General features: G+C 55.4%; 17 protein-coding genes. 6 read left to right on the forward strand and 11 right to left on the reverse strand.

The genetic code is table 11. The features are described from left to right. Positions 1-119: 119 nt before the first annotated feature. The 4 genes from HMPREF3164_RS10625 to HMPREF3164_RS10640 all read left to right on the forward strand — a co-directional run bounded on the left by HMPREF3164_RS10625 (position 120) and on the right by HMPREF3164_RS10640 (position 2,729). Entirely contained in the window at positions 120-575 is a 456-nt protein-coding gene (locus tag HMPREF3164_RS10625) for a MaoC family dehydratase N-terminal domain-containing protein (protein ID WP_070450932.1), read from the forward strand. Then, positions 575-1,036, forward strand: a complete 462-nt coding sequence (locus tag HMPREF3164_RS10630; RefSeq protein ID WP_070450934.1) for a MaoC family dehydratase — start codon at positions 575-577, stop codon at positions 1,034-1,036. The genes HMPREF3164_RS10625 and HMPREF3164_RS10630 overlap by 1 nt, the downstream gene beginning before the upstream one ends. A 137-nt stretch (positions 1,037-1,173) precedes the next feature. Continuing rightward, positions 1,174-2,283, forward strand: a complete 1,110-nt coding sequence (locus HMPREF3164_RS10635; RefSeq protein WP_070450936.1) for a UDP-N-acetylmuramate dehydrogenase — start codon at positions 1,174-1,176, stop codon at positions 2,281-2,283. Between the two features lie 185 nt (positions 2,284-2,468). Further along, on the forward strand, positions 2,469-2,729 hold the full coding sequence (locus HMPREF3164_RS10640) for a type II toxin-antitoxin system Phd/YefM family antitoxin (RefSeq protein WP_023133167.1): 261 nt from the start codon (positions 2,469-2,471) through the stop codon (positions 2,727-2,729). 67 nt (positions 2,730-2,796) lie between these two features. Here the strand turns inward: HMPREF3164_RS10640 and HMPREF3164_RS10645 are convergent, their stop codons facing one another. Together HMPREF3164_RS10645 and HMPREF3164_RS10650 are read right to left on the reverse strand one after the other, a co-directional pair. Then, positions 2,797-3,333, reverse strand: coding sequence for a DUF1697 domain-containing protein (locus HMPREF3164_RS10645; protein WP_070450938.1), 537 nt, complete (start codon positions 3,331-3,333; stop codon positions 2,797-2,799). A gap of 3 nt (positions 3,334-3,336) precedes the next feature. After that, positions 3,337-3,774: a MarR family transcriptional regulator gene (locus HMPREF3164_RS10650; protein ID WP_070450940.1), complete on the reverse strand. Its 438-nt coding sequence runs from the start codon at positions 3,772-3,774 to the stop codon at positions 3,337-3,339. 202 nt (positions 3,775-3,976) lie between these two features. Here HMPREF3164_RS10650 and HMPREF3164_RS10655 point away from each other — a divergent pair, with 202 nt between their 5' ends. After that, positions 3,977-4,351: a DUF1453 domain-containing protein gene (locus HMPREF3164_RS10655; protein ID WP_246822688.1), complete on the forward strand. Its 375-nt coding sequence runs from the start codon at positions 3,977-3,979 to the stop codon at positions 4,349-4,351. A 23-nt stretch (positions 4,352-4,374) separates the two neighbouring features. Here the strand turns inward: HMPREF3164_RS10655 and HMPREF3164_RS11470 are convergent, their stop codons facing one another. The 6 genes from HMPREF3164_RS11470 to HMPREF3164_RS10675 form a co-directional block, all read right to left on the reverse strand. After that, entirely contained in the window at positions 4,375-5,250 is an 876-nt protein-coding gene (locus tag HMPREF3164_RS11470; protein ID WP_246822689.1) for a hypothetical protein, read from the reverse strand. A 3-nt stretch (positions 5,251-5,253) separates the two neighbouring features. Then, a complete protein-coding gene (locus HMPREF3164_RS11475) occupies positions 5,254-5,976 on the reverse strand; it encodes a hypothetical protein (protein ID WP_004005374.1) in 723 nt (240 codons plus the stop codon). Beyond that, positions 5,943-6,092 (reverse strand): hypothetical protein, encoded by a 150-nt coding sequence (locus tag HMPREF3164_RS11480; protein ID WP_004005373.1) that lies wholly within the window; start codon positions 6,090-6,092, stop codon positions 5,943-5,945. The genes HMPREF3164_RS11475 and HMPREF3164_RS11480 overlap by 34 nt, the downstream gene beginning before the upstream one ends. Before the next feature lie 299 nt (positions 6,093-6,391). Continuing rightward, on the reverse strand, positions 6,392-7,720 hold the full coding sequence (locus HMPREF3164_RS10665; protein ID WP_070450944.1) for an MFS transporter: 1,329 nt from the start codon (positions 7,718-7,720) through the stop codon (positions 6,392-6,394). A gap of 182 nt (positions 7,721-7,902) precedes the next feature. Further along, positions 7,903-8,106: a hypothetical protein gene (locus HMPREF3164_RS10670; protein WP_070450946.1), complete on the reverse strand. Its 204-nt coding sequence runs from the start codon at positions 8,104-8,106 to the stop codon at positions 7,903-7,905. A gap of 40 nt (positions 8,107-8,146) precedes the next feature. Beyond that, complete coding sequence (locus HMPREF3164_RS10675) at positions 8,147-8,959, reverse strand: hypothetical protein (RefSeq protein ID WP_070450948.1); 813 nt, start codon at positions 8,957-8,959, stop codon at positions 8,147-8,149. A 278-nt stretch (positions 8,960-9,237) separates the two neighbouring features. On the opposite strand from HMPREF3164_RS10675, the gene HMPREF3164_RS10680 reads away from it, so the two are divergent. Next, a complete protein-coding gene (locus HMPREF3164_RS10680) occupies positions 9,238-9,582 on the forward strand; it encodes a PGPGW domain-containing protein (protein ID WP_048754332.1) in 345 nt (114 codons plus the stop codon). Between the two features lie 240 nt (positions 9,583-9,822). Here the strand turns inward: HMPREF3164_RS10680 and asd are convergent, their stop codons facing one another. From asd to HMPREF3164_RS10695, 3 genes are all read right to left on the reverse strand, one after another. Further along, positions 9,823-10,962: an aspartate-semialdehyde dehydrogenase gene (gene asd, locus HMPREF3164_RS10685; protein ID WP_070450950.1), complete on the reverse strand. Its 1,140-nt coding sequence runs from the start codon at positions 10,960-10,962 to the stop codon at positions 9,823-9,825. A gap of 211 nt (positions 10,963-11,173) precedes the next feature. Beyond that, positions 11,174-11,860, reverse strand: a complete 687-nt coding sequence (locus HMPREF3164_RS10690; protein WP_070450952.1) for a dihydrofolate reductase — start codon at positions 11,858-11,860, stop codon at positions 11,174-11,176. A gap of 8 nt (positions 11,861-11,868) precedes the next feature. Further along, complete coding sequence (locus HMPREF3164_RS10695; RefSeq protein WP_070450953.1) at positions 11,869-12,777, reverse strand: thymidylate synthase; 909 nt, start codon at positions 12,775-12,777, stop codon at positions 11,869-11,871. Positions 12,778-13,048: the final 271 nt, after the last annotated feature.

Below are 13,048 nucleotides of genomic sequence, written 5' to 3' on the forward strand. Positions count from 1 at the left end.
TGGCTCCTTTCAGAACGAGAAAAAGTACCCTTTCAGTCTACGCTCCCTATGCTCATGGATACCTTCATGTTCGCGGTAAGCGGCGGCAGCTACGGTACCAACCCGATAGACTGGTGGGTATGAGTATTAACCCTGACATTGTGGGTCGCGTGTACCCCGCCGAGGGCACCTACGTCGTCGGTCGCGAGAAGATCCGGGAATTTGCCCGCGCCGTACACGCCGAAAACCCTCTGCATCATGACGTTGAGGCGGCACGCGCCGCAGGCTACGCAGACCTGATCGCCCCGCCCACCTTCGCTATCATCTTGTCCCAAGCAGCCGATGCCGCACTGATCGGCGATAAATCTGCGGGCATTGATTTCTCTCGTGTGGTGCACGCCGACCAGCGCTTTACGCATCACCGCCCCATCGTGGCGGGGGACGAATTGCGCACCGAAGTTCATGTGGATTCCGTGCGTGTGATGGGTGCGGGCGCCATGCTCACCACCCGCGAAGAAATCACCGATGCCGACGGAAACCCCGTTACCACCTGTATCTCATCCCTGCTGGTACGTACCGACGAGGAGGGCGAATAATGTCCGTAAACTTTGCAGAACTCGAAAAAGGGCAAGAGATCGGCACCCGAACCGTTGAGATTGCGCGTGCATCGCTGGTGCGGTATGCGGGCGCATCCGGTGACTTCAACCCGATTCACTGGAACGAGCGTTTTGCCCAGTCCGTGGGGCTTTCCGGCGTGATCGCGCACGGTATGCTCACGATGGGCACCGCCGTGCAGCTGGTGAGCGATTGGGCGGGCGATCCGGGTGCAATCGTGGACTACCAGACTCGCTTCACCAAACCTGTACCGGTGCCGGATGCGCCCGGCGGCGACAACCCGGACACCCCCACGAATACGCTGACCATCACCGGCAAGGTAGGCGCCGTGGATGAGGATGCGCGCACGGCTCGCATCGACCTTACCGTTACCGCTGACGACGGTGAAGGCAGGCAGCAGAAGGTTCTGATGAAGACTCAGGCCGTAGTGAAATTTGCCTAGGCTGCGCCTTGCAGTCGATACTCTGTGTGACTGTGCGTTGAGTTATGGCAGGCCCGCTCCGATTACGGGGCGGGCCTGCCATAAGGTTTAGCTGACCCTAACGGAATAAAACGTGACAGACCGGTATTCTTAAAGACATGACTGAAAAGCTGCTGAGTGAGATCACCACCGCCCAAGTTGGCGGCCCTGCCCGCACATACATCCGCGCCACGACTGAAGCCGAGATTGTCGAGGCCGTTTCCTCCGCCGATGCTGCCAACGAACCCGTGCTGATCGTGGGTGGCGGCTCAAACCTGCTGGTTTCTGATGCCGGGTTTGACGGTACCGTTGTGCATATTGCATCCACCGGGGTTGAGGAGCTGCCTATTCCCGCATGTGGCGGCGCGAATGTGCGCGTGCAGGCGGGTACCGTGTGGGATGATTTCGTGCAGCTGAGCATTGAAAAAGAATGGTCCGGCCCGGCGGCACTGTCAGGTATTCCCGGGACCGTGGGTGCAACCCCCGTGCAGAATGTGGGCGCCTACGGGGTGGAGGTTGGCGAGTTCATTGCGTCCGTGCGCACCTGGGACCGCGAGACGGGAAAGTTCAAGACTTTTGCAAACGCCGATCTGCGTTTCGGCTACCGCGATTCAATTCTGAAGCAAAACATGGTGAACGGCTCGCCGCGCTATGTGGTGCTGACCGTGGATTTCCAGTTCACGCTCGGCAGCCTGTCTTCACCCATTAAATACGGCGAGCTGGCGAAGAGCCTGGGCGTGCAGGTGGGGGAGCGCGCCGAATCCGCACTGGTGCGGGATAAGGTTCTGGCGCTGCGTGCCTCCAAGGGGATGGTGCTGGATGCCTCCGACCGCGATACCTTCTCGACCGGCTCGTTCTTCACAAACCCGATTGTACCGGTGTCTGTGCTTGATTCTTTGCCTGAGGATGCGCCGCGTTTCCCGGTAGTAACGCGCACCGGAGTGTTCGGAACCGAGCAGCAGGAGAGCGAGGAGCATGTGAAGCTCTCCGCCGCCTGGCTGATTCAGCACGCCGGGTTCGAGAAAGGCTTCGGGCTCGAAGGCGATGCGCGCGAGATTGCGGGTGGTCGCGCCTCGCTCTCGACCAAGCATACGCTGGCGATTACGAACCGTGGGGATGCCAGCGCTGAGGATATTTTCGCGATCGCCCGGGCGGTGCGCGCCGGTGTTGCCGAGAAATTCGGGGTTGAGCTGGTGCCCGAGCCGGTTGTGGTGAACGGGAAGATTTAGGACTCTTCAGCCTCTTATTCCCGCGAGCAGATAGGATTTTGACGAGCAGATAGCGGATTGTTATATGCTCGTCAAAATACTATCTGCTCGCGGTTTGTGGGGTCTGTAATTTTAGGAGTTTTCTTGCCGTTCTCAGGGGCTCATCCTATTCTTGCAGATATATCGCTGTGTAAGGAGCTATCGTAATGACCGTGATGACCAATCAAGAGTTCAAGCAGAACGTCAGCCAAGCACAGAAAACGGCACAAACCGAACCAGTCATTATTACCAATCGGGGCGAACCCGCATACGTGCTCATGACCTATACCGAGTATGAGAAGACTTTGCAGTCTAAATCCGTTCGGAGTGGTTTAGACGCTTTGATGCCACTCGACGCCGCCGATATTGAATTAGAACTACAGCCGCGCAGCCGTGCCCAACGCCGTCCTGTGGATTTTGAGGATTAGTTGGCGGATTAAACGGATCACCCACCCCATACGAAACTCAAACTGTGATGTGGGTGGGGTGGCGTTGTTAATCCAGCAGGTTCAGGATCTTGTTGCAGGTTTTGGCGTTGCGCAGAGTCAGCTGGTTTGCGAAGGCTTTCTTTGACATGAACTTTCCGTACTGAGCCTTTTTATAATCGGGTGTGCTGTAGTTACCGAAGTAGACGGCGCAGGTTCCTACGTGAAGCACCTCGTCGGGAACATCCAACGTTTCGAGCTCAGCGGCGAGCGCATCGCGATCAGCATCAATGGTGAAAAACATGGCGTCCAGGCGCGGCATGTCCTCGTTCCACCACGCGGGCAGGTTGTGCGCATCCTCACGGTATTCTTCAGCGGTGAGAAGTGAGAATGGAATCTCGAAATCGTAATGCTCCGCCAGCAGCTCGGTAATCTCCTGCACCACGGTGGTTTTATCCTGCGAACTCACAAATAGCAGGTTCCCTGAGTTGATATAGCTTGTGACGTTCTCGTACCCCAGCGCAGCCAGCCGCTTCTTCAGCTCGGGCATCGACACCTTGCGCAGCTTCCCCAGGTTAACGCTCCTGAGCAAAAGAATGTACTGCATATGCTATGACTCGCTCCTTGAGTCTGCGCTGAGCAGGGTAAAAATGTGGTCGAGGTGTTGTGTGACATTCACTATCTGATGTTCCGACAGGCTCGGATAAAGTCGATGTATAGCTTGGCGAATCGCTTCATCAGAGTCTATGGCCTTGATGTCTTGCAGTAGCTGAGGGCTTGCCTGAAGCGTCTTGCGACGCTGATCTTGAGAGTCGGTACTGACCGTAACCGCACCTTCTGTGATCATGGCATTAACCATTGTTGAAACACGGCTCTGTGCTAGGTGGGTGCGCTCTGTCACCTGGTTGATAGTCGTGCTGGGGTGCTGAACAATATCTTCAAATACCATCGCTTCACTCGGATGTACCGACATATGGGTAAGTGATCCAGCCGTGATAGTAATATCGCGTAGCATGCGTGCAAGTTGGTACAGTTCCCCCAGAGTCATGAATCCAGTATAAAAGGTCGAGGTTCAGGCATAAATATATCTGCTAAGATATATCTGTGGAGATATAATTATGACGCTGATAGATATTTTGGTTTCTTGTGCCCTAATGATGTTGGTGCTACGGCAAATTAGAGGGCGAAAACTCACAATTTTTAGCCTCATCTGGCCAATACTTCTCGTTGGATGGGCTGTTATTGAATATATGACGGGCTTCCCCCTGCACAACAACGGGTGGATACTCATCATTGGATGCATAACGCTCGGGCTAATCCTCGGCGTGGCGTGCGGTATAACGACGGCAGTGTATACGCAGAACCGCCAGATATATGCACGAGCAGGCGGCTGGGCTGTCGTTTTCTGGCTGGTCGGGATGAGCGGACGTCTTGTTTTTGGCTTATATGCAGAACATGGTGGGGCGGAACAGATTTATCGATTTTCTCTCGACTGCTCCATTCCCATAGACGCATGGGCCAGCGCCCTTATCATGATGGCTCTCTGCGAGGTTATGAGCCGCACCTTCGTACTAGCGTGGAAACTAATTCATGCACGCCAAGCTCTGCTTGCCACCACAACATGATGCTGCACTTAGCACACCTGGCCTTACTCTTTCGTAGCAGTGGAAGCCTCGTAAAACCACGGCACCGCTGCATCGTCTTCATTCTCCTGTGAGGGTACGCCGGGGGCAACCGGAAGATGCGGAATCAGCAGATCCACCTCGTCGCGGCGCAGAATCTCGGGGTCGGTTACCGCAGGCACGAACCCGGGCACCCGATCCCAGCTCCAGTAGTAGAATTTCTCGGGTGAGCTCCACGCGATCGTGCTGAACCCGCCCCTGGAATCCTCATCAAACTGATCTTTGACCCGCGCCTCATACAGGTACGGTGCCCGCTGACCGGTTGTCGGGTTTACCCCGTACCAGATATGCGTGATGAGCGCCCGCAGCATGGCTTCACCCGTATTGACGTGTACCGACGAAACCTGACCGTAATCATCGTAGAGAACCTTTCCTTCGCCCGGGGCGAGTACGGGCGGCTCGGTTCCCAGAGAATCCACAATATGCCCCACCAGTGCCTCGATATAGGCGCCGCGCCCAGCAACCTCATCGCGAAGCTCCCAGGCCAGGCTCCCTTCAGCATCCAGGATCGCGATGGCGCAGGTCTCCCAGTCGGTGGCACGCCACGGGGTCAGATGCTCCGCCACAAACACCAAACGGTTATTCCAACGGCGCATGACGAGCGTAAAATCTACGCCAAACCAGGGCCGCGCATGATTCAAGTTAGGCATAATCCCCGAGATAGGCATGAGCTCGGCGTAGACTTGGCGGTCGCCCTTCATTGAATCCCAATCGGGCTCGCATGCGTCCAGGTACATGCTGAAAGGGGTGTTCTGCCGACTCTCAATCAGGAATTCCCCGGACACAAGCCGCTGCCACGGATACTGGGCGTCACGAATATCCCCACCCTGCTGAACTGTCATAGGTCAAGGCGTAAAGGTTGCCTTATAGCCTGAGGCGGGAACATAGGTGCGGGCCTCTCGCTGATAGGGTGCCGTCGGCAGGTGGGGGAGTACACGGCGCACATATTCGGGAATATTTTCCCCGGTCTCTGGGGGATAGATGAGAGGGTCGGTGTGTTCGAGAGTGTAGCGTGCATCCTCGGTCGGAACGCTCCACGCCAGCTGCGCCGGAGGGTGGCAGTAGCTCAAAACCGTTGCCCGGTAGTCGGTCGTCACGTCAAGGTATGTTCGAGAACTGTAGTCGGTAACGTACGCCAGCCGAATAATATCGTCACCCTGGCGCATATGGTATGAATAGTAACGCTTGTCTTCGTTCAGGTCTAGGAACTCACCGTCCTCAAGCGCCGTATGCTCAACGCTGAGGCTGCGGTACAGTGCCATGAAGACCGCTTCAATATAGACCGAGCGCTGCGGATCGTCATCGTGCTGTTCCCAGTGAAAAGCGAAATTACGATCCACCCGGGCGCGCGCGTACGTGCGGTCAGAGGGCTCTTGCCAGGTCAGAAAAACGTGTGCCGTAAAGTAAAGATAATCCTCATCAGCTTCGAAACTGAACGTGATATTGCCTGAGAAATACGTGTCCCGATGCACCAGATCGCCCCGAAAGCGCCGTGAATTTTCGGGGTCGAAAGGTTGGGGGTTCAGCTCCGCCATCAGGTGAAATTCCGAACCGATATAGTGCAGCACACCGGGCCCCAGATATTCTGCCGGGTGCCTCCTGCGACCGGCTGGCCGTTTTCAAGCGGGGCAGGCGTGTGGGCTATGGGCCAGGGAATATAGGTGACTGCGGGTGTGTCTGCCATGCCGCGCTCCTTGAGGTTGATGTCTGGACCGTTTTATCTCATCTGATACGCACTGAGCCCCACCCTGTACACCATCATGAGGCGGCAACACGCGATGTTTAGTCATCATAACGTACCGGCACCCGGAAATACGCCAGCACCTCATAGTGTGTGCCTGCGGCATGCCACGGATTACACGCCCTTTGTCTTCTGCGACTTCACGAGAACCTGACCGACCGATAAAAGCCGAGAAGGTGAGAGATTCCCACCTTCTCGGCACACTATGTTTCATATCATTCCTGCGTTGGAGGTTTTAGCCGTTAGAGCGATTTCCCGCGCTTTTCGGGCAGCGCGAAGGTTGTTATTGCCGCAAGAAGGAACGCCGCCGCGAAAACAGCGAACAGTACTCCGGTGCCGCCGAAAGAGATGAGCGGTGGAACGATAAGCGGTGCCAGAATCGAGGCGATGCGCCCCAGTCCGGCCGCCGTGCCGGTGCCGGTGCCGCGCAGCCGGGTGGGGAATACTTCCGGGCTAATGGCGTAGAGCGCGCCCCATGCGCCTAGGTTGAAGAACGAGAGGAAGCACCCGCTGAGGATAATGTAGAAATCCGAATGCGAGAGGCCGTAGCATACCGCCGCGCCCGCCGAACCAGCCAAAAATACGGCGAGGGTGGCGCGGCGCCCCCACCTCTCAATCAGGTAGGCGGCCACTGCATATCCGGGCAGCTGCGCCAGGGTCATAATCAGGGTGAATGCGAAGGACTTCACCAAGCTGAACCCCTGTGCGCTCAGCAGCGTGGGTATCCAAATGAACGCCCCGTAATACGAGAGGTTGATACAGAACCACACGGTACACAGCGCCAGCGTGCGTTTACGCAGCGGAGCCGACCAGATGGAGGTTGCCTCCTGGGCATTGCTGGCAGGAGTCTCAGGCGCATTGTCGCTGGCGGTTTCATCTGCGTGAGTTCGTGTGCTGAGGGCAGCGGAGCTCTCAAATTCGGCAACCACCCGTTCTGCCTCGTCAGTGCGCCCTTTCGACTCTAAGAAGCGCACAGATTCGGGTGTTCCCCAGCGAATAATCAGCGAATACAGTGCTGGGATCACGCCAATGGCAAGCGCCCATCGCCAGCCGTTTGGGTTTGGCACGATAAAGGTGCCGATAAGAGCTGCAAGAACCCATCCGAGCGCCCAAAACGCTTCTAAAATAACGACCACGCGACCGCGAATAGCCCGCGGCGAGAACTCCGACATCAGCGTGGATGCGACCGGCAGCTCAGCCCCGAGCCCCAGTCCCACGATAAACCGGAAAACCATCAAAACGGCTAGTGAACCGGCGAGTGCGGATGCGCCCGTCGCCAAACCGTAGATGAGCAGAGTTGCGGCGAAAACGTAGCGTCGCCCAAAACGGTCGGCGAGAAGCCCGCCGACGGTGGCACCGAGAGCCATACCCAAAAATCCGATGGAGCCTAACCAGCTTGTTTCGGTGGGGGAGAGCGCCCACTGTTTGGTCAGTGCCGCCATGATGAAGGAGATCAGCCCAACATCCATGGCGTCGAGCGCCCAGCCGATACCGGTGACGCCCAGGAGCCTGGTGTGTTTCTTGGTAAAAGGGAGAGTTTCTAATCGTGCTGTCAGAGAGGTCTTTGCCATGAGGAGCCTAAGATAATGCGAAAGTATTGACGAGGATTAGGTACCTAAAGGGGAATTTTGTTCCCGTGTCTATAGTTTACATCAACATAAGGTAGTAATGACCTAAACATGTCATATAAAGTCTTAAACCCTCTGAGAGTCCCGGGAAATATAGTGTTCGCCCGCAGGCAGCACAGGACTGTCTAGCCGCGAGAACCTGGCGGTACCCTCAAAACAGCACGAATATACGCCATGCGGCCGTGATTCGTATCGACAATATCCCACGCCAGCAGAGGAGCCTGGGGCGTATTATCGGCATCTCGGGTGGAGGCAGGATGCGGTACCGCAGCCTGCGAAACCTGACAGTGTGCCAGCACCTCACGGTCCACGGGCAGGCCATCACGCATCTAACACCGATTGGATATGTGGGGTAAGACCCGCAGTAACCTACGAGTGTCCCTGTGTATAGGCGGGTGCGGCGGGTAGATGCTCCAAGATGGCGCGCACATCGGCGGGGATCTTGGTGCCAATGACCGGATCAACAGTCAAAACATTGTAGGCGTTGTGCCAGTAGCGTGCATCTTCTAGAGGGACGCTCCAGATGAGGCGGGCACTGGGATAGACGGTACCGCGTATAACAGCGCTGTAATCGGTTTCCGTGAGAACTCGCACGGGATCATTCGTGTGTGCCTTAACATCAATCGCGCGAAGAACACGATCGCCGCAGCATAGGTGAGCGGAGTCCAGAATATTCCTCTCATTCATAAACTCCATATACTCGCCCTCGGCAAGAATGGGGGGCATCTTGAACATGCTTGCGTGAATGGTGTTGATAACGGTTTCGATAAATTCCATGCGCAAGGGGTCGGAATCGCGCAGAGTCCAGCTTAGGTTCAAATCTTTGTCAACAATTGCTACAGCATATTGATGATCGCGATTTTGCCAAATAGTATCAGAGGATACCGCAAACTGTAATTCATCATGAAATGCTCGATAATAAAACTGTAAATCTTGTGCAATATAAATATTGCTAAAAATAAGATCAGCATAAAACTGGTATCCCGGGGGATATCCGGGTTTAAAAAGGGGAGGAACGATGTATAAATCAACGTAATTATCATCGCTCGTTTCAAGATGCAGTTTGCCGGGATGCAAATATTCTGCCGGATGCGCACCCGGCTCTGGCTTTCCATCAATCAGGGGTCGGGCATGGGGAACCGGCCAGAGTGTAAATTCTGTTGTATAGGAAAGTTTTTCCATGATTCTCTCTGCGTGTGTAGAGGTGCATTTCCTTAATATGAGGTAAAAGGTCTAAAAATAGAAGACATTGCCATATTGTTATCAAATATTTATAAACCTTGTCCGCTATTAAGGTGTTGTGATAACAATACTATAATCTTTTGGCGCCGCGATAGTGAGGGTGTCATAAAAGATATTTTTTACGATGTTAGGCTATCAGGGAGTTCCCAGGCGCGGGTGCTAGGCTGTTGATGTATCGTGTACGCACAGGTGAGAGCCGCCCTGAGAAGAGGTGATGTGTGAAAACCTTAGAGGATGAAGTTACAGAGAGTGAAACCAGCAAGTTTCACCTGTGGCTAGAGAAAAAGAAAGCTCGGATGCACGCTCACCCGGTGCTGAAGCATCTCTACAAGCCTCTTGTGATTGCCGTAGGCGGCTTCTGTTTCATTGCCGGTCTGATTATGCTTGTCACACCTGGCCCCGGCTGGCTGTTTATCTTTATCGGTTTGGGAATCTGGGGAACCGAGTTCGCATGGGCGCATCGTCTGAATCAGCGACTCAAAAAGCTAGTGATTTCACTCTGGCATCGCTACGTAGCCTGGCGTGAAAAACGAAAAGCCCAGAAGGCAGCGCGTAAAGCATAGCCTGAAAGATATACCTGCCTACTTTGAGTTTGTGCCCCGCATCCTGATTGAGGATGCGGGGCACAGGCTTATCCGCTAGGTTCGGGGCAACCAGAAACCCTATTCACCAAGAGGTGGGTACAGGCAACGTTTTGCTCATTCCCACGCATATCGTTCAAAGCTTGTGGGCTAGGCTCAACATACGTGGGCGCAGAACCGCTCTTACGGCACCGCGCCCACGAATACTTTGAGAAGGCTACTTTAGAGCTTACCGACCGCGATTTTGAGCATGCGGCGCACCGGCTCAGCGGCACCCCACAGCAGCTGGTCACCCACCGTGAAAGCACTAATGTACTGCGGACCCATCGCCAACTTGCGGATGCGACCCACCGGAATATTCAGCGACCCGGAAGCGGCAACCGGAGTCAGCCCCTGCATCGTGGCGTCCTTAGTATTCGGCACCACCTGGGCCCACTGGTTATCTTCAGCGATAATGCGCTCAATTTCGGCAACCGGCAGGTCTTCGGTCAGCTTCATCGTGAGTGCCTGAGAATGCGAACGCATGGCCGCGATACGCACACACAAACCGTCCATTATCACACGGTTATCGCCCTCAAGACCCAAAATTTTGTTGGTCTCGGCATCAGACTTCCATTCCTCGCGGGACTGCCCATTGCCCAGGTCAGAGTCAATCCACGGGATCAGCGAGCCGGAAAGCGGAACCCCGAATTGCGCGGTATCAAGGTCACCCGAACGCTGTTTGGCAAGCACCTTACGGTCAATCTCCAGGATCGCCGCTGCCGGATCGTTAAGCTCGGCAGACACCTCATTGCCGAGGTCGCGGAACTGCCCCAGAACCTCGCGCATATGGCGGGCGCCGCCTCCCGAAGCCGCCTGATAGGTCATCGAGGTGGTCCATTCCACCAGACCCTGTTTGAAGAGACCACCCAGCCCCATGAGCAGGCATGAGACGGTGCAGTTGCCGCCAATAAAATCTTTCACACCGGATTCGAGACCGCGGTCAATCACATCACGGTTAATAGGGTCGAGTACGATAATGGCATCATCGTTCATGCGCAGGGCAGAAGCGGCATCAATCCACAGACCCTCCCAGCCAGATTCGCGCAGCTTCGGGTGAACCTCTTTCGTGTAGTCACCGCCCTGTGCGGTCACAATAATCTTATGCTGGCGAAGCTCATTCAGATCGTACGCATCCTTCAGCGTAGAAGGTTCAAGCGTGCCGTCGAAGGTGGGGGCTTCACCGCCCACATTGGAGGTTGTGAAAAAAACGGGAGAAATATCGTTGAAATCGTTCTCTTCAAGCATGCGCTTCATCAGCACGGAACCAACCATGCCGCGCCAACCTACAAAACCTACTGAGTCACCGGGATTAAAATTCATAATTTCTAGTCTACCCCGTGTACCACATATCGCGTGGAACAGCGTCATAACCCCTAGTCAGTATGGGGAAAGACCAGGTGAAGTGTGAGGAGCGTGATGAGCTGTGGCGTAAGATGTTGCGAGGTGAACGAATGTACCTCAGACAAACGAGACTACACTTTGCCGTTCGCACAGGCGAACGTTGTTGTACGGAATTTCCGTGCCAGGTACATCAGAGGCGGGCTAGGGTCTGAAATGAGTAGTACATGGGATTTTTCCCGCCCGAAGCATCCAGCAGGTAGCCGCGCTCGCTCTTCTCCCAGGTACTTTCACCCAGGATGCGCCATCGCGCCGATTCGTCCGCAGCCATAAATCCTTCTACCGCAAGTTCGGGGGCGTAGGTATCACCCGTAATCTCGTTACCTTCCTGACAATAGAAGAGGGTGCGTTCGATAATTTCGATGCGTCCAAAGGAAGGTAAGTCCTCGCGGGAAAGCGCCTCCGCATAGACGGAGCCGCCGCCAATGATCCAGGCAGTAACTCGCTGGTGCGCCGCATCTGGGTGCTGGGTAGCGTTGGGTGTTAAAGGCGTGTTGCCTGCAAGGGTGAGAGCTGCATCCAGCGACGGAACCCAAAGCGCGCCATCGCGTTTAAGAGGCGCGGCTGAATCGCTCGTCATACTGCGGCTGATGACGATATTGGTGCGCTCGGGCAGCGGTCGAAAACGCGGTGGAAAAGACTCCCAGGTGCGCCGTCCCATGATGACGGGCTTACCCACGGTGACGGTTTTGAAATGCGCGAGGTCTTCGGGGGCACGCCAGGGCATGGTGCCGTCGCGCCCAATAATACCCGCATCGGTCTGCGCCCAAATAGCGCCGAGGCACGGTTGTGCGGGGGAGGGGGATTCATACTCACGCATCGATTCTCCTAAACCGCGATGGGGGCAGAAATCCCCGGATGATGCTTATAATCGACGAGTTCAAAGTCTTCATACTCGTAATCAAAAATAGAAGGTTTCTTCGTTTTGATAACGAGTTTGGGGTACGGGTAGGGCTCACGCGGGGGATAGGGGTTACCTTCGGGGTCGTTGCCGTAACCGAGCTGCTTTTTCACCTGTTCCAGGTGGTTGGAGTAGATATGGCAGTCGCCGCCCGTCCATATGAACTCGCCGGGTTCCATGCCGACCTCGTGGGCTATCAGGTAGGTCAGCAGGGCGTAGGAGGCGATATTGAAGGGTACACCCAAGAACATGTCGGCGCTGCGCTGGTATAGCTGGCACGATAGTTCCTTCACACCGTCAGGGCGCTCGTGCACGTAAAACTGGAACATGGCGTGGCAGGGCGGCAGTGCCATCTCATCAACCTCGGCGGGGTTCCATGCCGAGACAATGTGGCGGCGTGACGACGGGTTCGTTTTGAGAGATTCGATCACTTTCGCGATTTGATCGATGGTGCCGCCGTCGGGGGTGGGCCAGGAGCGCCACTGCACCCCGTAGACCGGACCGAGGTCACCATTTTCGTCAGCCCATTCATCCCATATAGTCACGCCGCGTTCCTGCAGCCAACGTATGTTTGAGGAGCCGCGCAGGAACCACAGAAGTTCAACCGCCACCGATTTGAAGTGCACGCGCTTGGTAGTAATCAGGGGGAAAGAGCTACGCAGATCGAAGCGCATCTGCCGCCCAAATACGCCGAACGTGCCGGTGCCCGTGCGGTCTTTGCGCTGAGCATCGGCGGCAATAGCATCACGGTTCTCGTCAAGAATTTCGCGCAGCAGATCCTCATAGGGGGTTGGGATGCTCTGCTGACCAGAGGCGTGATGCGCGGGCGTACTCATGGTGACTTGACTCCTGGGCGTAGATTTTTAGCCAGAACTCTATTGTACGGGTACAGGGGGAGTGGAGCCGAGTAGCTTTTCCACGTTAAGCGTAAAACTGGATTCTTGACGCTCAGAAAATATAGCTCTACCTGTTTTTGCTGAGGCTTTTGTATTTTCCGAAGCTGTTGCCGTACCCGTCGTCGTAGTAGCTCATAATTGTTTACTCCTTGGCTATCAGTGCGTTGTTAGCTGTTCCCGCCGGTGTAGGATGTGCTCTCGGGGTACTCAT

The organism is Rothia sp. HMSC08A08, assembly GCF_001808385.1.
Lineage (GTDB): Bacteria > Actinomycetota > Actinomycetes > Actinomycetales > Micrococcaceae > Rothia > Rothia dentocariosa.